At 70.3% G+C, this 20733-nt stretch carries 19 protein-coding genes; 4 read left to right on the plus strand and 15 right to left on the minus strand.

Annotation, left to right across the window (positions count from 1 at the left end; genetic code table 11):
* Nucleotides 1-325: 325 nt before the first annotated feature.
* The 6 genes from ABF401_RS15325 to ABF401_RS15350 form a co-directional block, all read right to left on the minus strand.
* Nucleotides 326-1450 carry a sensor histidine kinase gene (locus ABF401_RS15325; RefSeq protein WP_353510437.1) on the minus strand — a complete coding sequence of 375 codons (1125 nt, stop codon included), beginning with the start codon at nt 1448-1450 and terminating at the stop codon, nt 326-328.
* Between the two features lie 55 nt (nt 1451-1505).
* Nucleotides 1506-2318: a TrmH family RNA methyltransferase gene (locus ABF401_RS15330; RefSeq protein ID WP_353510438.1), complete on the minus strand. Its 813-nt coding sequence runs from the start codon at nt 2316-2318 to the stop codon at nt 1506-1508.
* Between the two features lie 37 nt (nt 2319-2355).
* Entirely contained in the window at nt 2356-2751 is a 396-nt protein-coding gene (rplT, locus tag ABF401_RS15335) for a 50S ribosomal protein L20 (protein WP_353510439.1), read from the minus strand.
* A gap of 98 nt (nt 2752-2849) precedes the next feature.
* Nucleotides 2850-3044 (minus strand): 50S ribosomal protein L35, encoded by a 195-nt coding sequence (gene rpmI / locus ABF401_RS15340; protein ID WP_353510440.1) that lies wholly within the window; start codon nt 3042-3044, stop codon nt 2850-2852.
* A 109-nt stretch (nt 3045-3153) separates the two neighbouring features.
* Nucleotides 3154-3741 carry a translation initiation factor IF-3 gene (infC, locus tag ABF401_RS15345; RefSeq protein ID WP_502908263.1) on the minus strand — a complete coding sequence of 196 codons (588 nt, stop codon included), beginning with the start codon at nt 3739-3741 and terminating at the stop codon, nt 3154-3156.
* Nucleotides 3742-4041: 300 nt separating this feature from the next.
* Nucleotides 4042-5415 carry an MFS transporter gene (locus tag ABF401_RS15350; protein WP_353510441.1) on the minus strand — a complete coding sequence of 458 codons (1374 nt, stop codon included), beginning with the start codon at nt 5413-5415 and terminating at the stop codon, nt 4042-4044.
* Nucleotides 5416-5591: 176 nt separating this feature from the next.
* On the opposite strand from ABF401_RS15350, the gene ABF401_RS15355 reads away from it, so the two are divergent.
* Nucleotides 5592-7658 carry an elongation factor G-like protein EF-G2 gene (locus ABF401_RS15355; protein ID WP_353510442.1) on the plus strand — a complete coding sequence of 689 codons (2067 nt, stop codon included), beginning with the start codon at nt 5592-5594 and terminating at the stop codon, nt 7656-7658.
* Nucleotides 7659-7762: 104 nt separating this feature from the next.
* Here ABF401_RS15355 and ABF401_RS15360 read toward each other — a convergent pair whose 3' ends face one another.
* Nucleotides 7763-8587, minus strand: coding sequence for a CPBP family glutamic-type intramembrane protease (locus ABF401_RS15360; protein WP_353510443.1), 825 nt, complete (start codon nt 8585-8587; stop codon nt 7763-7765).
* A 255-nt stretch (nt 8588-8842) separates the two neighbouring features.
* Here ABF401_RS15360 and ABF401_RS15365 point away from each other — a divergent pair, with 255 nt between their 5' ends.
* The 3 genes from ABF401_RS15365 to ABF401_RS15375 all read left to right on the plus strand — a co-directional run bounded on the left by ABF401_RS15365 (nt 8843) and on the right by ABF401_RS15375 (nt 11544).
* Entirely contained in the window at nt 8843-9553 is a 711-nt protein-coding gene (locus ABF401_RS15365) for a PadR family transcriptional regulator (RefSeq protein ID WP_353510444.1), read from the plus strand.
* A 159-nt stretch (nt 9554-9712) separates the two neighbouring features.
* Nucleotides 9713-10762, plus strand: a complete 1050-nt coding sequence (locus ABF401_RS15370) for an ABC transporter ATP-binding protein (RefSeq protein ID WP_353510445.1) — start codon at nt 9713-9715, stop codon at nt 10760-10762.
* Nucleotides 10762-11544: an ABC transporter permease gene (locus tag ABF401_RS15375; protein WP_353510446.1), complete on the plus strand. Its 783-nt coding sequence runs from the start codon at nt 10762-10764 to the stop codon at nt 11542-11544. Before ABF401_RS15370 ends, ABF401_RS15375 begins: the two co-directional genes overlap by 1 nt.
* Before the next feature lie 78 nt (nt 11545-11622).
* On the opposite strand, the gene ABF401_RS15380 is transcribed toward ABF401_RS15375, so the two are convergent.
* The 8 genes from ABF401_RS15380 to ABF401_RS15415 all read right to left on the minus strand — a co-directional run bounded on the left by ABF401_RS15380 (nt 11623) and on the right by ABF401_RS15415 (nt 20678).
* The gene (locus ABF401_RS15380) at nt 11623-12891 is read right to left on the minus strand and encodes a DUF445 domain-containing protein (RefSeq protein WP_353510447.1); all 1269 of its coding nucleotides are present in this window, start codon (nt 12889-12891) and stop codon (nt 11623-11625) included.
* A 30-nt stretch (nt 12892-12921) separates the two neighbouring features.
* Nucleotides 12922-13704, minus strand: a complete 783-nt coding sequence (locus tag ABF401_RS15385) for an SseB family protein (RefSeq protein WP_353510448.1) — start codon at nt 13702-13704, stop codon at nt 12922-12924.
* Entirely contained in the window at nt 13701-14444 is a 744-nt protein-coding gene (priA, locus tag ABF401_RS15390) for a bifunctional 1-(5-phosphoribosyl)-5-((5-phosphoribosylamino)methylideneamino)imidazole-4-carboxamide isomerase/phosphoribosylanthranilate isomerase PriA (protein ID WP_353510449.1), read from the minus strand. The genes ABF401_RS15385 and priA overlap by 4 nt, the downstream gene beginning before the upstream one ends.
* 124 nt (nt 14445-14568) lie before the next feature.
* Nucleotides 14569-15213 carry an imidazole glycerol phosphate synthase subunit HisH gene (hisH, locus tag ABF401_RS15395; protein WP_353510450.1) on the minus strand — a complete coding sequence of 215 codons (645 nt, stop codon included), beginning with the start codon at nt 15211-15213 and terminating at the stop codon, nt 14569-14571.
* Nucleotides 15214-15215: 2 nt separating this feature from the next.
* Nucleotides 15216-15824: an imidazoleglycerol-phosphate dehydratase HisB gene (gene hisB / locus ABF401_RS15400; protein ID WP_353510451.1), complete on the minus strand. Its 609-nt coding sequence runs from the start codon at nt 15822-15824 to the stop codon at nt 15216-15218.
* A complete protein-coding gene (locus ABF401_RS15405) occupies nt 15821-17014 on the minus strand; it encodes a histidinol-phosphate transaminase (RefSeq protein ID WP_353510452.1) in 1194 nt (397 codons plus the stop codon). The genes hisB and ABF401_RS15405 overlap by 4 nt, the downstream gene beginning before the upstream one ends.
* Entirely contained in the window at nt 17011-18369 is a 1359-nt protein-coding gene (gene hisD / locus ABF401_RS15410) for a histidinol dehydrogenase (protein WP_353510453.1), read from the minus strand. Before hisD ends, ABF401_RS15405 begins: the two co-directional genes overlap by 4 nt.
* Before the next feature lie 212 nt (nt 18370-18581).
* Complete coding sequence (locus ABF401_RS15415) at nt 18582-20678, minus strand: S9 family peptidase (RefSeq protein WP_353510454.1); 2097 nt, start codon at nt 20676-20678, stop codon at nt 18582-18584.
* Nucleotides 20679-20733: the final 55 nt, after the last annotated feature.

Here is a 20733-nt window from a genome sequence, read left to right on the forward strand (position 1 = left end):
TCTTCTCACCCTGGTGCGCGATGCGGACGGCCTTCAGGTCGTCGAGCGAGGCGGCTGCCGCGATGGCACCCAGAGCCTGCTCGACAGCGGTCTCGACCTGCTCCGGGGCGAGGGCGGAGACCTCAACTGGGTCGTAGTTGGTGTTGGGTCCGGACATCTCTTCGGCGTTCGCTGCTCTCGCTCGGACTGCTCTGGTCAGGTGGCGGGTGACGCGTCTCACGCCGGGCATGGGCGGAGGCGGCGTGGTCCAGTCTAGGGGCGCCGTGCGGCGCACCGACGGCGCGTCCACGCCGCCCGCCGCGCCGCGTCAACTCCGGAAGCGACGTCAGGGCAGCGCGACCGCGTCCGGTACCCCTGCGGGCAGTCGGACGACGAACCGCGCCCCACCGAGGGGACTGGACTCGACCGTCACCGTGCCACCGTGGGCCTCGACGAGGCCGCGCACGACATAGAGCCCCAGCCCCGTGGTGGACCCGTCCGAGCCGCGCCAGAACCGCCCGAAGACCTTCTCGCGGTCGTCCTCGGGGATCCCGGAACCCTGGTCGTCGACGAGGACGAGGACCGCGTCGCCCTCCTCGCCGTCGCGGTCCAGCGTGACCGTCACCGGCGCCTCGCCGTGCCGCAGCGCGTTCTCGATGAGGTTGAAGAACACCTGCTGGAGGCGGTCCGAGTCCGCCCACAGCTCGGGAACGCCGTCCACCTGCGCCGACGGCCCGAGCCGCAGCAGGACCTGCCCGCCGATACGGCTCAGCTCGTGCCGCGCGACGTGGGAGGCGAGCAGGTCGTGCAGGTCCACGGGAGCCAGGCGCAGGCTGAGGTTGTCGGAGTCGAGACGCGAGATGTCGAGCAGCTCGGTGATGAGCCGCGTCAGGCGGCTGGCGTCCGCTTCGATCGTCTCGATCATGAGTCGCTTCTGCTCATCGGTGAAGCGGTCCCAGCGGCGCAGGAGGCTGCTCGTGAAGCCGGTCACCGACGTGAGGGGCGCACGCAGCTCGTGGGCAACCGTCGACAGGACGGTGGCCTGCTCGCGCTCCGCCCGCATGCGGGCCTCCGCATCGCGCAGGCCGACGAGAATCCGCTCGAGGCTCGATCCGCCCGCCGCGATGATGTGCCGCGCGGTGACGAGGACATCCCGTCCGTGGGGACCGACGAGCAGCCGCTCACGGTGCCGGATCCCGGTGGTCCGAGAGATCGACTGGTCCGAGCGCTTCCACCAGTCGCGGCCGTACTTGTCCGCAAGCGGCAGGACCTCGCGGACGGGCCGGCCGATCAGCTCGTCGGTGGTGCACTCGAGGATGCGGCACGCCTCCTGGTTGACGAAGCTGATGATGCCGTCCCCGGTGACGACGACGAGCCCATCCGGCAGTAGTTCGCCGAGGGCGTAGAGGGTCGTGGCGGAGGCCGGTGAGACAGGCCGGGCCGACAGCTGGCCATTGTCACCAGAGCCCATGGTGCGAAGGATAGCCACGCATCCCGGCTCGCGGGAGGGGCGAAAGCGGTGCCGTTCAGCCCGATCGACGCCGCCGGCGCCGCGCCTCTGCGGATCCGTAGAGGCACAGTGTCGCCGCCATGGCGAGGTTGAGCGACTCCGCATGCCCGTGGATCGGTACGCGGATCACGTCGTCGCAGGCGTCCCGCACCTGGTCCTCGAGGCCCCAGGCCTCGTTCCCCAGGACCCAGGCGTGTGGTCCGCCAAGATCGGCGTCGGGCAGGAGGGTCTGACCGGCTCCGTCGGCGGCGAGCAGACGGACGCCGACGGCGCGCAGCCCCTCGAGGATCGTCTCGATGGGCACCTCCGTGACGATCGGCAGGTGCCAGAGCGAGCCGACGGTGGAGCGGACCACCTTGGGCCCGAGCACGTCGACACTGGCGTCGCTGACGACGACGAGGTCCGCGCCGGCCGCGTCCGCCCCCCGGATCACCGTTCCGGCGTTGCCCGGGTCACGGACGTGCGCGAGGACGCACACGAGCGGGTCGGGCGGTAGGGCACCCAGCGCGTCGGAGAGCGAGAGCCGAGCCCAGCGGCATACCGCCATCAGTCCTTGGGGGTGCTCGGCATCACACATGGCCGCGAGCACGTCGGGTGTCACCTCGTGCACCCACAGCTTCGCCTCGCGGGCTGCTGCGACGACGTCCCCGTGTCGGTCTGCCGCCTCCGGCGTGACGTAGAGGTCCCGCACGTGCTCGGGCGCGAAGCGCACCGCCTCACGCACGGCCTGGGGACCCTCGGCGCGGAACTGGCCCGTGCGAGAACGCACGGAGCGCCGGGACAGCGCCCGGACTGCCTTCACGCGATCGGATCGCGGATTGGTCAGCACGGGGCGTCCCGGCGCTCGGCTGCTGCGGTGGGGTCGCTCAGGCGGCGCCCGCTGCGTCCTGCGTGGCCTTCTCGGCCACCGGGACGTTGGCGCGCGACACCTCGACGAGGGCGGCGAACGCCGGCGCGTCGTTGACGGCGAGGTCGGCGAGGATCTTGCGGTCAACCTCGACACCAGCGACCTTGAGCCCCTGCATGAACCGGTTGTAGGTCATCCCGTTGGCCCGGGCCGCGGCGTTGATCCGCTGGATCCAGAGGCGACGGAAGTCGCCCTTCTTCGCGCGACGGTCCCGGTAGGCGTAGCCGAGCGAGTGGGTGACCTGCTCCTTCGCCTTGCGGTAGAGACGCGACCGCTGACCGCGGTAGCCGCTCGCGCGCTCCAGGACGACCCGACGCTTCTTGTGGGCGTTGACCGCCCGCTTCACGCGTGCCACGTGAATACTCCTTCGTTACTCGAACACACTTCGGTGCTGCTGCCCTGACCGGGAGGCCCCGGCCGGTCAGCTCGATGCTGGTGGGGTGGCGTCCCGGCTCACTTGCCGAGGAGCTTCTTGACCTTCTTGGCGTCGGCCGAGGCGACCTCGACGTCGTTCGCGATCCGGCGGGTGTACCGCGAGGACTTGCGCTCGAGCAGGTGGCGGCCACCGGCCTGCTCGCGCATGACCTTGCCCTTGCCCGTCAGGCGGAAGCGCTTCTTCGCACCGCTGTGCGTCTTCATCTTCGGCATGATTGCCGATCTCCTTCGTGTCGTGCCATCCGTACGGGTGCGTACGTGGACTCTCGGAGTGGCGCCGCGCGGGCGGGCCACCGGGGTGGAACGTGTGTGGGTGGGCGGGTCACTCAGCGGCGGTGGCTGCCGGGTCCTCGGACCTGACCGGCGCCTCGGCCCCGTTGGCTGCGCGCGTCTCCGCGGCGCTGCGGTCGCGGGCTCGGCGCTGCTCGGCCTTGGCCTCTGCCTTCTTCTTCGTCGGGCCGATCACCATGATCATGTTTCGACCGTCCTGCTTCGGCGCGGACTCGACGTAGCCGAGGTCGGCGATGTCCTCCGCGAGGCGCTCGAGCAGCCGGCGACCGAGCTCCGGCCTGGACTGCTCGCGGCCACGGAACATGATCGTCACCTTGACCTTGTCACCGGCCTTGAGGAACCGCTCGACGTGGCCGCGTTTGGTGCCGTAGTCGTGGGGGTCGATCTTCGGACGGAGCTTGATCTCCTTGATGACCGTGTTGACCTGGTTCTTGCGTGCTTCCCGTGCCTTCATGGCGGCTTCGTACTTGAACTTGCCGAAGTCCATGAGCTTGGCGACCGGTGGCTTGGCCATGGGGGCCACCTCGACGAGGTCGAGGTTCGCCTCCTCGGCCAGACGAAGCGCGTCCTCGACGCGCACGATGCCGACCTGCTCACCATTGGGGCCAACCAAGCGCACTTCCGGGACCCGGATGCGCTCGTTGATGCGAGGCTCGCTGATGTGGTGCTCCTAAGTTCGATGACTGGTTGACGTTGTGAGCCGACCTACCGCAAAGGAAAGGGCCCCCCGCGCGTGCACGAGGAGCCCAAGGAGGTCGTATGCCGCTGAGTTGCCTCGTCGACATACGGCGCGGTGCCGCACCTCCCGGAGGAGGACGCATTCCGCGCGGACCTGGAACCCGGCAACCTGCTGGTCGACGCGGGTGGAAGCGAGCTTCTCTTGCACGTCACCCGCCCGCTTGCACGGGAGGACGACTGGTCAGTGCTCAAGACTAGCAGCCGGAGCCGCTCCGACCGAATTGACTTCCGGATCGACGGACGCCTCGCGCGATCGACCGATGGGTGTGTCGGCCGGCGAGCGGCCAGCGCCGCCATGCGTCTCCACGACGGCGCGGAAGCCCCGCTGGGTCGAGACGACGGCACCCATGACGGCGACGAGGAGCCCGATCGCGGCCACGACGAGGAACCCTCGCTGCCAGCCGCCGTGGTCGATGGCGACACCGGCGATCGGCGCGCCGATCGCCGAGCCGGTGGTCATCGCGGAGCCGTGCCACCCCATCATCTCGCCACGGAACCGCTCGGGCACGAGCCGGCTCAGCTGCTCGACGGTCGCGGTGATCGTCGGTGCGCACAGCACACCGCAGACCGTGATGAGCACGGCGAAGCTCGGGACGCCCGCGGCGAGCGCGACAGGTGCGGTCAGCAGGGCGAGGCCGCCGAGGAGCCAGTAGACGGAGAACGACCGGTGCCAGGCCCCGTAGAGGAGCCCGCCGACGAGGGAGCCGACGCCCCACAGCGCCAGGACCCAGCCGATCGACTCGGGTCGCTCGAACTCGCGCAGGGCGGCGACGACGCCGACGTCGGTGCCGGTCAGCACGAGCGTCGACGCGGCGGCGGCCACGTAGACCATCGCGACCGGGATCGTGATGAAGCCCCGGATCGCCCGGCGTGGACGACCGTCGGCCCGCACGACCTCGACGGCCTCGGTGAGCTCGGCGCCGTCAGTGGCGTGCCCGGACTCGCCGGCACCCTCGGCCGGCGGTGCCGCCTGGGCCGAGGTCAGCGGCGGGTTGACGAGCCAGATCACGAGTCCGGCCGCCGCGGAGGCCATCTCGCAGATGAACAGGGCCCAGGCGGTGTTCCAGGACGTGGCGAGCCAGACGCCCAGGGCGGGGCCCGCCATGAAGGACAGCTCGGTCGCCGCCGAGTCGAGCGACAGGGCGGTGCGCCGCTGGGCCAGCGGGGTCGAGCGCAGGATCACCTGGCGCAGGATGGAGAAGGTCGGTACGACGAACAGGCCGGCCAGGGCGGCCAGCCCGATGAGGGGGGCGTACCCGACCCACGGGGCGATGGACCAGCAGATGACCTGGACGACGATGGAGGGCCCGACGGTGCGCCGTAGGCCGAACCGGTCGAGCAGCCGACCGCGCCACGGTCCGGAGATCGCCACGGCGACCGTGGCCGCCGCGGTGACGAAACCCGCCTGGGCATAACTGCGGTCGAGGGAGGACACGACGTGCAGGGTCAGGATGACCGTGCCGGCGAACATCGGGACGCGCACGAGGAACCCGAGCAGCAGGATGCGCCGGGTGTCCCGGATGGCAAGCACGTGTCGATAGGCGCCGATGTTCACCAGACCAGCGAAGCACTCGGTGCCGACAGCTGCACCCGAATTTCGATATCGAATGTCAGCGGGTTGGGCCGTCCCGACGGCCACCCGAGCCCTCGCGGAGTCCCCTGACTCGCAGATCACATCCGATCCGGCGCACAGGCCTTGTGACCTCGGGGCAAGAGGAGTTGGGTGGGGTCATGGCGAGACAAACCGGCAGATCAGACCTTCCTGCGGCCCCCAACCCCGCCTCGCCGCAGGACATCCGCAACGTCGTGCTCGTCGGACCCGGCGGGGCTGGCAAGACGGCACTCTTCGAGGCTCTCGTCGCGGCTCGCGTCCCGGGGCAGCGCCCTTCGGGCGACGGGCACGTGCGTACGTCGACCCTCAACACCGCCTCGTTCGAGTCCAATGGACTGGCGCTCAACCTCCTGGACACCCCCGGCTACCCCGACTTCGTCGGCGAGCTCCGCGCGGGCCTTCGGGCGGCCGACGCGGCCATCTTCGTCGTCTCGGGTGCCGACGACATCGATCGGCCGGTCTCGCTCCTCTGGCGCGAGTGCTCCGCGGTGGGCATGCCTCGCGCCGTCGTCGTGACGCACCTGGACCAACCCCGTGCCGACTTCGCCGCCACGGTGGACACCTGCCGCCGCACCTTCGGCGATGCCCAGGCCACCCACTGGCCGGTGCTGGACGGTGGGCAGCAGACCGGCGTCGTCGGCCTCATCACCGGATCCGACGATGATCTCGGCACAGACGAGCACCAGGATGCGCGCCACGCCCTCATCGAGTCGGTCATCGAGGAGTCGGAGGACGCCACCCTGCTCGACCGCTACCTCGAGGGCGAGCAGATCGAGACGTCGGCGATCCTCTCGGACCTCCGCACGGCGATCGTCCGAGGCAGCTTCTTCCCGATCCTGCCGGTCTCTCCGCCCACGGGTGCGGGTGTCGAGGAGCTGCTCTCGCTGATCGAGCAGGCCTTCCCCGACCCGACGGTGCATCCCCTGCCGGCGGTCACGTCGCCTGCCGGGGCGGCGATCTCCGGGGTGACGTGTGACCCTGACGCGCCGCTCGTGGCCGAGGTCGTCCGGACGACGACCGATCCCTATGTCGGGCGCCTGTCGCTGACGCGGGTGTTCTCGGGCACCTTGCGGGTCGACGACACCGTTCACGTGTCGGGGCACCTCGGCGACTTCGTCGGCCACGACGTGGCAGGCCATCCGGCCCATGACGACGACGAGCGCGTGGGGCCGCTGGCTTCTCCGTTCCTCGACAGCCACCGCCCTCGAGGGACCGCGATCGCCGGGGACATCGTCCTCGTGTCGAAGCTGACCCGGGCAGAGACGTCGGACACGCTCTCGTCGGCCGACCGACCGGCCGTCGTCGCGCCCTGGCTGCTCCCGGAGCCGCAGCTGCCCGTCGCCATTCGGGCCGTGAGCAAGTCCGACGAGGACAAGCTCGCTGGAGCGCTCCAACGACTCGTCGCCGAGGACGTGACGATGCGCATGGAGCATGCCAGCGAGACCGACCAGGTCGTGCTCTGGACGATGGGTCAGGCGCACGTCGACGACCTGATCGGACAACTGGCGGATCGCTACGGCGTCACGGTCGACGCGGAGCCCTACCGGACCGCGCTCCGCGAGACGTTCGTCCGCAAGGTCTCGGCGCAGGGGCGTCACGTCAAGCAGTCCGGCGGCCACGGCCAGTACGCCGTCTGCTCCATCGAGATCGAGCCCCTCCCCCGCGGGTCGGGCTTCGAGTTCGTCGACAAGGTGGTCGGTGGTTCCGTGCCGCGCCAGTTCATCCCGTCCGTGGAGAAGGGGGCGCGTGCCCAGCTGCAGAAGGGTCTGCTCACCGGCCACCCCGTGGTCGACGTGCGGGTCACCCTCGTCGACGGGAAGGCCCACTCGGTGGACTCCTCCGACGTCGCCTTCCAGACCGCCGCTGCTCTCGCGCTCAAGGAGGCAGCCAACGAGTCGACGGTCGCCCTCCTCGAGCCGATCGACAAGGTCGACATCACCATCGCCGATGAGTATCTCGGGGCCGTCATGGCCGACCTGCGGGGTCGCCGGGGCCAGGTGGTCGGCACCGAGCCTGCAGAAGAGCTGGGCTGGACGGTCGTCCACGCCGAGGTTCCCGCCGCGGAGCTGTCCCGCTATCCGATCGACCTCAGGTCGGTGTCCCATGGCACCGGGTCGTTCGTGCGTGAGTCCGTGCGTCATGACCTCATCCCGCCCGACAAGGCACGGGACCTGCTCAAGGTCTGATCACCAGGTGAACGATGGCCGGGCGGCCGACTCCCTTCTGGGAGGAGGCCGCCCGGCTGCTCTGCGACCGGCGCTTCATCCTGCTCGATGCTGTCCGTGCACGCTCACCGGAGGACGAGGAGGAGCACGAGGATCGCAAAGACGACGGACTGGACGCTGTGCGCCGCGATGCCGAGGACGGCGCTGCGGTAGCGCCGTGAGGGATAGACGACGATCAGCGTGTCGAGCAGGACCTTCGGCATGGCCCACGGCACGTGCAGGTGGTAGGCGGTGAAGAGCAGGCCGTTGACGACCCAGTCCCATCGGCCACAGGCCCGCTGCATCCTGGGCAGGAGCAGCCCGCGGAAGAGCAGCTCTTCTCCGAGGACGGTGTTGAAGACCCACATCGTGACCAGCAGGGCGAACCAGGTCCAGTTGCCCGCGAAGAAGTCCCGTCCCGCGTCCGAGCGGAGGAACAGCCCGAGATCACGGTCGGCCGGCACCGGAATCGGGATGGTGACGAGCAGCTCCTTGGCCGCGATGCCGACCACGAGGGGCACGATGAGCAGCCACAGCCAGCCGCCCCGACGGCCGGTGCGCGGGCTGCGCGGCGCGCGCAGCCAGAGGGCCTCCTTGACGACGCTCCATCGCAGGGTGCCCTGCTCGCGACGTACCAGGACGGCGACGAGGACGAACTGCCAGATGAGCCCCAGGGTGAGGCACAGGATGATGGCACGCGGCCACGCGCTCGGTCCGTCGAAGGCCGTCCACAGCCGTGGAGCGACGACCCAGGCGAGGAACGCCATCGGTAGTGCCGCGGCAGCCCAGGTCCAGAGGATCCGGGCGAACGAGTACTGCGGTGGCTGACTCGGCTCTGCATCGATCGGCCGATCGCCGGTGTACGCGGGACGCGCGGTGAGCACTGCGGCGGGTTGTGGTGCGGGGATCATGGCGACTCCAGGGGTGGTGCGTCTCGACTGCTTTCCGACGCTTTCGACGCTAGGAGGCCGAACCCCTGCCCCGCGTCGTCGGAAAGCCGCGTTCCGTGCGGCACCAACCGACGACACCTGGTCCTTCGTTGGTAGGACCCCCGCGATGCCCCGCGCCGGTGACCAACGAAAAAGGGTTGCCAAAACCACCTCCACACCGAGTACTCTGAATCGAGTATTTGAAGTGGAGGTTCTCATGAAAGCGGCGGTAGACCGATGACCCGCAGGCGAGTCAACAACCCCTTGGCTCTCGCCGTCCTTGCGTGCCTGGGCGAGCGACCCATGCACCCCTACGAGATCTCCTCGACCCTGCGCCAACGCGGCAAGGAGGAGAGCATCAAGCTCAACTTCGGATCCCTCTACTCCGTCGTCGCAGCCCTCGAGAAGCACGGCCTCATCGTCGAGCAGGACCGGATCCGTGAGGGCAACCGCCCAGAGCGCACCATCTACGCGATTACCCAGGAGGGCGAAGCGGAGTTCGAGGACTGGCTCGCCGACCTCCTTCGCAGCCCCGGCTCGGAACCGGATTCGTTCGAGTCGGCGCTGTCCCTCATGGCCGGTCTGCCACCGGACGAGACGGCCGCCCTGCTCGAGGAGCGCACCGCCCGGCTCGATCTGGAACAACGCCGCATCCAGTCGTCCCTCGACTGGTCGCGCGAACACGGACTCCCGGACGTCTTCCTCATCGAGGCCATCTACCGGATGACCATGGTGCGCGCCGAGCGAGACTTCGCGGCCCGGCTCGCCTCCGACATCCGCAGCGACACCCTCGGCGGCACGAGCAGCTGGCGACGCCTGCACGAGCTGCGAGCAGCCGGCATGCCGATGCAGGAGATCCTCAGCCACGCCGGAGACCTGCTCGGAGAGGAGGCCCGGATCCTCGAGCCCGACAAGGGCCCCTACGACCCCGCTCCCCAGGAGCGGTGAGAGAACCCCCGGCCGGGCGCGGCAACGCCTGGCCGGGGGCCGATCCTCGAGTCGGTCCCAGACGCGCTGGCACCACAGCTCAAGGCCCACCTGCAGCCTAATGGCCAGCGCCGGGGCCGACTCCCAACCAGGACCCAGACGGTCCGTGAAGGAGTCACCATGTCCCGTTCACCAGCCGCGCCACACGAAGCGATCACAGCCGAGCGCACCACCGCGCCGGACGACACCTGTGCGATCGAGGCGCAGGCCCTTGTCAAGACGTTTGCCTCCGGACGTCGCCGCGAGCCCATCCGGGCGCTCGACGAGCTCACGCTCCGGGTCCGGCCCGGAGAGATCTTCGGCCTGCTCGGCCCGAACGGCGCCGGCAAGTCCACCACGGTGCGGATCCTCGCCACCTTGTCGCAACCGGACTCGGGATCGGTCCGGGTTGCCGGGATCGACGCCCTCGCGGACCCCGCCGCGGTTCGGCGCTCGATCGGCCTCGTCTCTCAGAAGCCCTCGGCTGCCCCGATGATGACCGGCCGGGAGAGCCTCGAGATGGCCGCTCGGATCCATGGCCTCGACCGCCGGGCAGCGCGCCGGCGGACCAACGAGCTGCTCGACCGGTTCGGCCTCGCGGACGCCGCGGACCGCCTGACCAAGACCTACAGCGGCGGCATGAACCGCAAGCTCGATGTCGCGATCGGACTCGTCAACCGCCCGGCGGTGCTGTTCCTGGACGAACCGACGACCGGCCTCGACCCTGAGGCGCGAGCCCAGATGTGGGCCGAGATCGCTCGGATGGCGGCGGGTCACGAGCAGGCGGATGGCACCCGGGTCACCGTCCTGCTCACCACGCACTACCTCGACGAGGCGGATCATCTGTCCGACCGGCTCGCCATCGTCGATCAGGGCCGGATCGTCGCCGAGGGAACACCGGAGCTGCTCAAGAGCCAGCTTCGGGGCGACAGCGTCGTCGTCGAGCTGGCGGACACCGCGGCGGCCGACCTCGCCGCAGCTCGCCTCGCCGGGCACCCAGACCTGCGCGAGGTCACGCGCGAGGGCCGGATCGTCCGGGCCCGGACCGACCATGGGGCAGCGGTGGTGCCATCGGCCCTCGCGATGCTGGAACAGTCCGGAGTCGTGGTCGCGTCGGCGACGGTGGCCCGCCCCTCGCTCGACGACGTCTACCTGCGGCACGCGGGCCGAGCCTTCGAGGCGGTGGCCTGATGACGACCCTGGTGACTCACTCAACCCTGGTGACGAAGCGGTCGCTGACGGCCCTCCTGCGCCAGCCGGCCTTCGTCCTCATCACCCTCATCCAGCCCGCGATCTGGCTGCTCCTGTTCGGTGCGCTGTTCGAGAAGGTCGTCCAGATCCCCGGCTTCGGCAGCGGTGGCCGCTCGTACCTCGAGTTCCTCACCCCGGGTGTCGTGGCCATGACGGCGCTGTTCTCCGCAGCCTGGGCGGGCACGGTCTACATCGAGGACATGAACCTCGGCGTGATGGACCGGTTGCTGGCCTCGCCCGTGCGCCGGGGGGCGATGATCAACGGCACGGTCGCCTACCAGGGCATCGTCTCCATCGTCCAGACGGCCGTCATCATCGTGATCGCCTGTGCCGCTGGAGCCAGGTTCGAGCGTCCGGTCCTCGGGACCGGACTGACGTTCCTGTCGGCCGCGCTGCTCACGGTGGTCTTCGCCGCGATGTCCAACGCGGTCGCCCTGCTCTCCCGGGACCAGAACGCCCTCATCGGTATCAGCCAGCTGCTGTCCCTGCCGCTCGTGTTCCTCTCGTCGGCCATCATGGACCCCGACCTCGCGCCCGCATGGCTGCAGGACATCGCGAGGTACAACCCGCTCGACTGGGCCGTCGTGGTCAGCCGCGAGGCCCTGTCGGCCTCGACGGACTGGGCAGCCGTGTGGCCGCGCCTCGGCGCCCTCGCGGCACTGGCGGTCGTCATGAGCTCGCTGGCGACCCAGGCCTTCCGCGCCTACCAGCGCTCGGGCTGAGCCGGATCGAGCGCGACCGGCGATCATCGACCGAGCAGTGCGCGACACCTCCGTGGCGCGCACTGCTCGCTCGAGTGGCTAGCCCAGCAGTACAGAGATCCCGTGGATCAGCACGCCGATGAGCCCGCCGACGAGCGTGCCGTTGATCCGGATGAACTGCAGGTCCCGCCCGACGTGCAGCTCGACCCGCTCGGCCGTCTCACGGCCGTCCCACCGGTCCACCGTGTGGCTGATGACCCGTGTGAGCTCGCTCCCGTAGCGCTCCACGCCGAAGACCACCGCATCACAGATCCTCGCGTCGATGCGCGCCCTCAGGTCGGGATCCCCCAGCAGCCGCTGGCCGAGCAGGATGACCTCTTCGATGCCCCGCTGACGCACCGGACCGCCCTCGTCCTCCAACGCGGCGATGGCCACGGCCCGGAAGGACTGCCAGAGAGACATCGCAGTCACCGCCACCTGCGGGTGCGAGAGCACCCTCTCCTTGAGACGCTCGGCGCGCTCCTGCGTCACGGGGTCGTGCTGCAGGTTGTCCGCGAGATCGGTGAGCAGCTTGTCGAGCGCGATCCGGACGTCATGTCTCGGGTCCCTGCGGATGTCGGCGAGCCACTTGAGGGCCTCGGTGTGGATCCGGCGGGCGACGAGGTCGTTCACGGCTCCCGGGACCCACGCCGGGGCGCGCTGGACGATGAGGGACTCGAAGAGGTCCTCGTTGACGACGAGCCACGCCGCCATCTCGTCGAGCGTGAGGTCCACGAGGCCCGCGTGCGACCCGTCGCGCACGACCTGTTCGAGCAGGCCACCCGCGAGCGAGCTGACCGGCTCCTTGATGAGCCGGGGCAGCACGGCCTGCTCGATGACGGCCTGGATGTCGCTGTCGGGGATCCGGTGCAGGGCATGGGCGCCGACGGTGGCCACCTCGTCGACGAGGCGCTTGGCGTGGTTGTCGGTGAGGACCCACTCGGCTGCGCGCCGGGTCGGCTCCGCGTCGAGGACCCGCTCGCGGATGATCTCCTCGTGGAGGAAGTTCTCGCCGACGAACTCCTCGAGGCTGCGCCCGATCATCTCCTTCTTGCGTGGGATGAGCGCCGTGTGCGGGATCGGCAGGCCGAGCGGGTGCCGGAACAGGGCCGTGACGGCGAACCAGTCCGCGCACGCGCCGACCATCGAGGCCTCCGCACCCGCGTTCACGAAGCCGAGCCAGCCCGCGTCGTGGCCGCGGGTGATGACATAGACGATCGCGGCGAGGACGAGCAGGCCGGTCGCGACGAGCCGCATCCGGCGCAGGTCGCGGCGACGTTGGGCGTCGAGGACCGGGTCGGCGACGAAACCGAGGGTGGTCGCGCTCACGGTGGCCTCCTGCCGAGGTCGGGCCACGAGTCAGGTGGCGGCTTCGAGGGCGAACGTCAGTGAATCGATCCTCGCACGGGTCTCGCCATCCGTCGCAATTCGCTCGCCGATCCGGGTGGCGACCCCGCTCACCACGGCCTGGTCCAGGCCCGGAGGCAGCAGGAGCACGACGCGCAGCACCCCGGTTCCGGCGGGTTGGCCGGCCTCGAGGCGATGGCCGCTGACGAGCGGTTCCTGCCCCACCGCCATGCGGACGGCCCGTGCGACCTGGTCGTCGAGATGGGCGGGAACCCAGGCCTGCTCCTGCGCCAGGGACCACAGCATGCTCGAGCGGAGCACCGCCGCATGCGGGGACGAGACGTCGACGACCAGCACGTCGCACGACTCCGAGATCGCGGCCTGGGCAGCAGCGGCCGCCCGAACCGGGACGGGCCGCGCGGCGGGGTCCCAGGCGGCGAGCGTCTGGAGGCTGCTGAACATCGGCAGGGCGCGCCGGCCGTCCGGCGCGGTCAGGGTCACCGCCGCCATGTCGCTGCGCGTGTCGGTGACGAGCCCGCCGTGCTCCTCGACCTCGGACGGCACGGCCACCACGGGCACCAGCCATCGGGCCGCCGCGACGCGGGTCATCAGCTCGGTCTCCGCCTCCGGCGTGGGCTCGGCGCCACTGGCCAGGAGTGCGTCGATCAGGCCAGGATCCGCCTCACCGCGGTCGTCGGAGAATCCGGGGGTGGGAATCGTCTTGCCCGCCCAGGCCTGGCCGACGGAGTCGGAGGGCCGTCCCTCGTCGTCGACGTGCGCGAAGGGATTGGTCACCGCTCGGGCCGTCCGGCCACGTCCAGGGCGTCCGGGAGGGTGAAGGCACCCCGGTACAGGGCCGACCCGATGATGGCACCCTCGACTCCGTCGGCAGCGAGGCCGCGAAGCACCCGGATGTCCTCGAGCGTCGAGACACCGCCCGAGGCGACGACCGGCCGGTCGGTCCGGTCACACACCCGTCGGAGCAGATCGACGTTGGGACCCTGGAGCATGCCGTCCTTGTTCACGTCGGTGACGACGTAACGCGCACAGCCTTCCCGGTCGAGGCGGTCGAGCGTCTCCCAGAGGTCGCCGCCCTCGCGGGTCCAGCCCCGCGCAGCCAACGTGGTCCCGCGTACGTCGAGGCCGATGGCGACCCGGTCGCCGTGCTCACCGATGATCCGACGGGTCCATTCCGGATCCTCCAGCGCGGCGGTGCCGATGTTGACCCTCCGGCAGCCCGTCGCGAGCGCCGCGTCGAGCGACTCGGCGTCGCGGATGCCCCCGGAGAGCTCCACCGAGATGTCGAGCCGTCCGACGATCGAGTCGATGAGGGCCCGGTTGTTGCCTCGGCCGAAGGCGGCGTCCAGATCGACGAGATGAATCCACTCGGCGCCCTGGTCCTGCCACGCCGTGGCCGCCTCCCACGGGTCGCCGAACCGTCCGCCGCTTCCGGCGATCCCCTGCACGAGCTGCACGGCCTGCCCACCGGCGATGTCGACGGCCGGGAGCAGCTCCAGACGGCGGTGTTCTGTCACGTCGGGTCTCCTTGTGGTTCAGTAGAGTTCGTGGGATCCGTATGCCGCTGGGCTGGCGTGCACGGTCGAGCCGGCTCCCTGCCCGCTGACCTCCACCCCGCCCCATGATCCGTCCGCATGTCGGTCACAGCGACCGCACCCAGTTCTCGAGCAGGTGCAGCCCGGCCTCTCCCGACTTCTCGGGGTGGAACTGCGTGGCGCTCAGCGGGCCGTTCTCGACGGAGGCGACGAACGGGACGCCGTGCTCGGCCCAGCTGACGATGGGCGCCACTGCGGCGAAGGCTCCGGTCGCCTCGAGCTCCCATGCCAGGACCGCATAGGAGTGCACGAAGTAGAAGCGCTCGGCCTCGACGCCAGCGAAGAGCCGGGACCGCTCGCCGACCCGGACCTCCGACCAGCCCATGTGCGGGACGATCGGAGCGTGAAGCCGCTCGACGCTGCCAGGCCACTCGGACAGGCCGGGCTCCGGGCGATCCGACGGCTCCGCCGAGCCGTCGAACAGAACCTGCATGCCGACGCAGACGCCAAGCACCGGTCGGCCCCCGCTGAGCCGGCGGCCGATGACGCGCGGACCGTGCGCGGCGCGGAGGCCGGTCATGCAGGCATGAAAGTTGCCGACGCCCGGAACGAACAGCCCGTCGCACTCCAGCGCGGCGCGCGGGTCGGCCGTGAGGTCCACCGCTGCGCCGACGCGCTCGAGGGCGCGCACGGCGGAGCGCACGTTGCCGCTGCCGTAGTCGAGGACCACGACGCGGGGTGGCGTCGACATGCTCAGAGCGCCCCCTTGGCGCTCGGAATGCCGATGACCCGTTCGTCCCGCGCGATGGCCGCTCGCAGGGCGCGGGCGACTGCCTTGAACTGCGCCTCGACGATGTGGTGGGGGTCTCGACCGGCGAGGACCCGGACGTGCAGGCACAGGCCGGCGTTGAGTGCGAACGACTCGAGGACGTGGCGGGTCATCGAGCCGGTGAAGTGCCCGCCGATGAGGACGTACTGCTGGCCCTCCGGCTCACCCTGGTGGACGACGTAGGGTCGGCCTGCGACGTCGACGACGGCGTGGACCAGCGCCTCGTCGAGCGGGACGGTGGCATCGCCGAAGCGGGAGATGCCCGCCTTGTCCCCCAGTGCCTCACGCACCGCCTGACCGAGGACGATGGCGGTGTCCTCGACGGTGTGGTGGACGTCGACGTCGATGTCGCCGGTCGCCTTGACGCTGAGATCGATGAGGGAGTGCTTGGCCAGGGAGGCGAGCATGTGGTCGTAGAACGGGACTCCGGTCGAGATGTCGGACTCCCCCGTTCCGTCGAGGTCGAGGGTCAGCTCGATGGACGACTCCTTGGTCGTCCGGGCGATCGTGGCTGTCCGGTTGCCTGGTGTCATGCATCGTCCTCGGCGGTCTCGAAGGGTAGGGGGTCGACGGTGCTCGGGGTGGCGAGTGGCCCCACATGGGTCGGCGCCAGCTCCGCCATGGCGGCGAGGAACTGGGTCGTCTCCTCGACCGTGCCGGCCGTGACTCGCAGGTGGTGACGGATGCCGACGTCGCGGACGAGGATGCCGCGGTCGAGGAGCGCCTGCCACGTCGCCTTCTCGTCGGGCAGCCCGCCGAAGAGGACGAAGTTCGAGTCGCTCGGCACGGGGGTCGCTCCCAGCGCTGCGAGCTCCGTGACGATCCGGTCTCGCTGGGCCTTGATCGCAGCGACGGTGGACAGCATCAGCTCGGCGTGCTCGAGCGCGACGCGGGCGATCGTCTGGGTCGGGGTGGACAGGTGGTAGGGCAGCCGCACGAGCCGAAGCGCATCGACGAGTTCGGCCGAGGCGACGAGGTAGCCGAGACGACCGCCCGCGAAGGCGAACGCCTTGCTCATCGTTCGGGTCACGACCAGCCGCGGGTTGCCGGCGAGCAACGACAGGGCGCTCGGCGTGCCCGGCCGGGCGAACTCCGCGTAGGCCTCGTCGACGACGACCACGGCGTTGGGAGCCGCGGCAAGGACGCCGCCGATGACCTCGAACGGCAGCGCGGTGCCGGTGGGATTGTTCGGCGAGCAGAGGAAGACGATCGACGGGTCGTGCTGACGAGCCTGTGCCGCAGCCGCCTGGGCCGTGAGCCCAAAGGTCTCCGGCTCGCGGAGGCCGTCGACCCACGTCGTGCCGAGCGTCTCGGTGATGATGGGGTGCATCGAGTAGCTCGGCGTGAAACCGAGTGCGGTGCGCCCGGGCCCGCCGAACGCCTGGACGAGGTGTGCGAGGACCTCGTTGGAGCCGTTGCCCGCCCAGAGCTGCTCGGGGGTGACCGCGACGCCGGCTTGCCTCTCGAGGTAGGCGGTCAGGGCCTTGCGCAGGTCGGTGAACTCGCGGTCGGGGTAGCGGTTGAGACCGACGAGGTCGTCCTCGAGAGCATCGAGGGCGGCACGGACCACGACGTCGGGGACGGGGTAGGAGCTCTCGTTGGTGTTGAGGCACACGGGGACGTCCAGCTGGGGGGCGCCGTAGGCCGTGCGCCCGCGCAGGTCGGGCCGCAGCAGCCGGTCCACCTCGACGCTGGCCCAGCTTGCCGTCGAGGAGTCGCTCACTGGGGCACCTCGTCGCCGAACCGAGCCGTCACGGCCTCACCGTGCGCTGGCAGGTCCTCGGCCTGGGCAAGGGTCACGACGTGGCTCGCGACGTCGCGCAGGGCTGCCTCGTCGTACTCGACGACGTGGATGCCTCGCAGGAAGGACTGGACCGACAGGCCGCTCGAGTGGCTGGCGCAGCCGGCCGTGGGCAGCACGTGGTTGGACCCCGCTGCGTAGTCACCGAGGCTCACCGGGGCGTACGGGCCGACGAAGACGGCTCCGGCGTTGCGGACTCCCCCGGCCACGGCGCGAGCCTCTCGGGTCTGGATCTCGAGGTGCTCGGCGGCATAGGCGTTGACGACGGCGAGACCGGCGTCCATGTCGTCCACGAGCACGACACGGGACTGCCTGCCGCGCAAAGCTGCTGCTACTCGGTCGGCGTGCTTCGTCGCAGGGACCCGGCGAGCAAGTGCCTGGTCGACGGCTTCGGCAAGCTCCTCACTGTCTGTGACGAGCACCGACGCGGCGAGCGGATCGTGCTCGGCCTGGCTGATGAGGTCCGCAGCGACGTGCTCGGCATCGGCGGTCTCGTCGGCGAGGATGGCGATCTCGGTTGGTCCGGCCTCGGCATCGATGCCGATGAGTCCCTTGAGGAGCCGCTTGGCCGCGACGACCCAGATGTTGCCCGGTCCGGTGACCATCGACGCCGGCTCGCAGGTCACGGGCACGCCGTCGCGGACCTCCCCGTCGTCGACGAAGCCGAAGGCGAACATCGCGACCGCCTGTGCTCCGCCGACGGCGTACACCTCGTCGACACCGAGGAGCGCGCAGGTGGCCAGGATGGTCGGGTTCGGGTACCCGGAGAAGACGCCGGTGTTCTCCCGCTGCGGCGGCGACGTCACGGCGAGGGAACCCACACCGGCCAGCTGGGCGGGCACGACGTTCATGACAACGCTGCTGGGGTAGACCGCGAGCCCACCGGGAACGTAGAGCCCGACCCGGTCGACCGGGACCCAGCGCTCGGTGACGGTCCCACCCTGGACGACCTCCGTCGTCGTGTCGGTGCGGCGCTGGTCCGCGTGGACGATGCGGGCCCGCCTGATCGACTCCTCGAGCGCGGCCCGCAGCTCCGGGGCCAGCTGGTCAAGGGCCGCCCGCACGATCTCGACCGGCACGCGAAGGTGCTCCGGACGGACTCCGTCGAACCGCTCCCCGAGGTCACGCAACGCCTGCGCCCCCCGATGCTCCACGTCCTCGCAGATCGGCCGCACCTGCTCCAGGGCGGCCGTGACGTCGAACTCGGCTCGGGGCAGCGCCCCGCGCAGGAAGCGCACGTCGAGGGTGCGTCCGCGCAGGTCGAGGGTGGACAGCATGGCCCAATTCTAGGAGTCGTCCACAGAGCGGGACGCCGCGTCTCAGTTCCAGCCGCGCTGGGCCCTCGTCGACTGTGCACTCCGCGCCCGGGGGGATGAATGACGGGACGAGGTGCTGCGCCTCATGCGTGGGAACCGGTTTGACCGCGTGTGGTCCCGTCATCGCTCCCGACCAGAGCGGCGCGTACTGCACATTCGCTTGGACGGGGCGCTCAGGTGAGGTCGATGAGCACGGCGGTCTCCCAAGCCCACTGGTGCCAGGTGTCGTACCGACCCGACTGGCCACCATGGCCGGCGGCCAGCTCTGTGCGGAAGATGATGGGCCGGGCCTCGGGGAGCTCGCGAGTCGCCTCGCGCAGGGCCGCGACCCACTTGGCCGGCTCCGTGACGTAGACCCGGGTGTCGTTCAGCGACGTCGTGACGAGAAGGGCCGGGTATCGCTGGGCCCGGACGTTCTCGTACGGGCTGTAGGACCGCATGCGCGCGTAGGCCTGCGGATCCTCGAGTGGGTTGCCCCATTCCTCCCACTCGATGACCGTGAGCGGCAGGGCCGGGTCGAGGACCGTCGTCAGGGCGTCGACGAAGGGCACCGAGGCGTGAATGAAGCTGAACCGGTCCGCCGCCTCGTTGGCAACCACGCCCATGAGCAGGCCGCCGGCCGAACCGCCCTCTGCGGCAAGGTGGTCCGGGTGGACGAGACCTCGCTCTCGCAGGTGGTCGGCGCAGGCGACGAAGTCGGTGAACGTGTTGCCCTTGTGCTCGAGCTTGCCGTCGTCGTACCAGGACCGGCCCATCTCGGACCCGCCACGGACGTGGGCGATGGCGAAGACCCAGCCCCTCTCGAGCAGCGACAGGCGCAGCACGGAGAACCACGGGTCGCTCGGGATGCCGTAAGCACCGTAGCCGTGGAGCAGCCCTGGGGCGGTGCCGTCGAGACGCGTGTCGCGGTGGTGCACCAGCGACAGCGGGACCCGCGTCCCGTCCGGTGCAATCGCCCACTCCCGGCGCTGCACGTAGTCGGCCGGGTCGTGGCCACCCCGGACCTCTTGGCGCTTGAGCACCGTGGAGGTCCGCGCGAACACGTCGTAGTCGATGACGGTCTGCGGCGTGACGAGCGACTGCCACACGAGCTGGATGGTCCGGGTCGCGGTCTCCGGGTTGGCACCGACCCGGATCGTGTGCAGGGGCTCCCCGGCCTGGACGTCATGTGCGTCTCCGAGCCCCGTAGCGCTCGCCGGGTCTCGCATGACAATGCGCACCGCGGTGCCGCCGTCCCTGCGGAGCGAGATGGCGACGAAGTCGTCGAAGGCGTCGACGCCGATGACGTACTCGTCCTCCGTCGTCACGTTCAACGGCATCCAGTCCTCGTGGCTCGTGGACGTGACCGGGCTGGCTGCGACCTCGAAGTTGGTGCGGCGCGCGTTGTGCACGATGAGGAGCTGGTCGCCGATGGGCTCGATGTCGTACTCGACGCCCTGACGCCGCTCGGCCACGATGCGCGGCGTCCCCAAAGGCTCGGCGGCGTCGAGGATGCGGTACTCGTTCGTCGTCTTCGAGCCAATGCCGATGATGATGAGCCGGTCGTCACGGGAGGCGCTCACCCCGACGAAGAAGCGCTCGTCGGGCTCGTCGTGGACGAGGACGTCCGCATCGGCCGGCGTGCCGACCTCATGACGCCAGACCTGGTGGGGCCGCCAAGCGGCATCCACCCGGGTGTAGAACAGCTGCCGGCCGTCCAGCGACCAGGCCAGCGAGCCGCCAGTCTGCAGGACTGCGTCGTCGAGCAGCTCACCCGACGCGATCCGCCGCACCCGGACGTCGTAGCGTTCATCGCCGGCGAGGTCGGCCGCGTACGCGAGCAGGTCTCCCTCCGGAGAGACCTCGCACCCAGCGACTGCGAAGAAGTCATGCCCCTGCGCCTCGGCATTCTGGTCGAGGAGCAGCTCCTCCCCGGCTGGTGCGGAGTCCCCGTCGAGGGTCGGCCGGTGAGGGTGCTCGGCGAGCCTCACGCGGGCGTCGACCGGGTACTGCTCGCCCTCGGCAGTCCGCGAGTAGTACCACCAGCGGTCGTGGCGGACCGGTACCGACAGGTCGGTCTCGTGGATCCGGGAACGGAACTCCTCGTAGATCGTGTCCGCCAGTGGTTTCAGGTGGGCGGTGGCGACCTCGGCATGGGCGTTCTCGGCCGTGAGGTACTCGAGCAGGGCAGGGTCGTCACGGCCCGCCATCCAGGCGTAGCCGTCCTCGAAGCGATCACCGTGGTGCTCTCGGATGACGAGCCGACGCGTCGCCTTCGGGGCTGGGTCCATGGCGGGAAGTCTAGGTTGGCCGAGCCGTGGTCAGCACCCACCGGGAACCGTCTCG

Source organism: Intrasporangium sp. (genome assembly GCF_040414665.1).
Taxonomy (GTDB): Bacteria; Actinomycetota; Actinomycetes; order Actinomycetales; family Dermatophilaceae; genus Intrasporangium.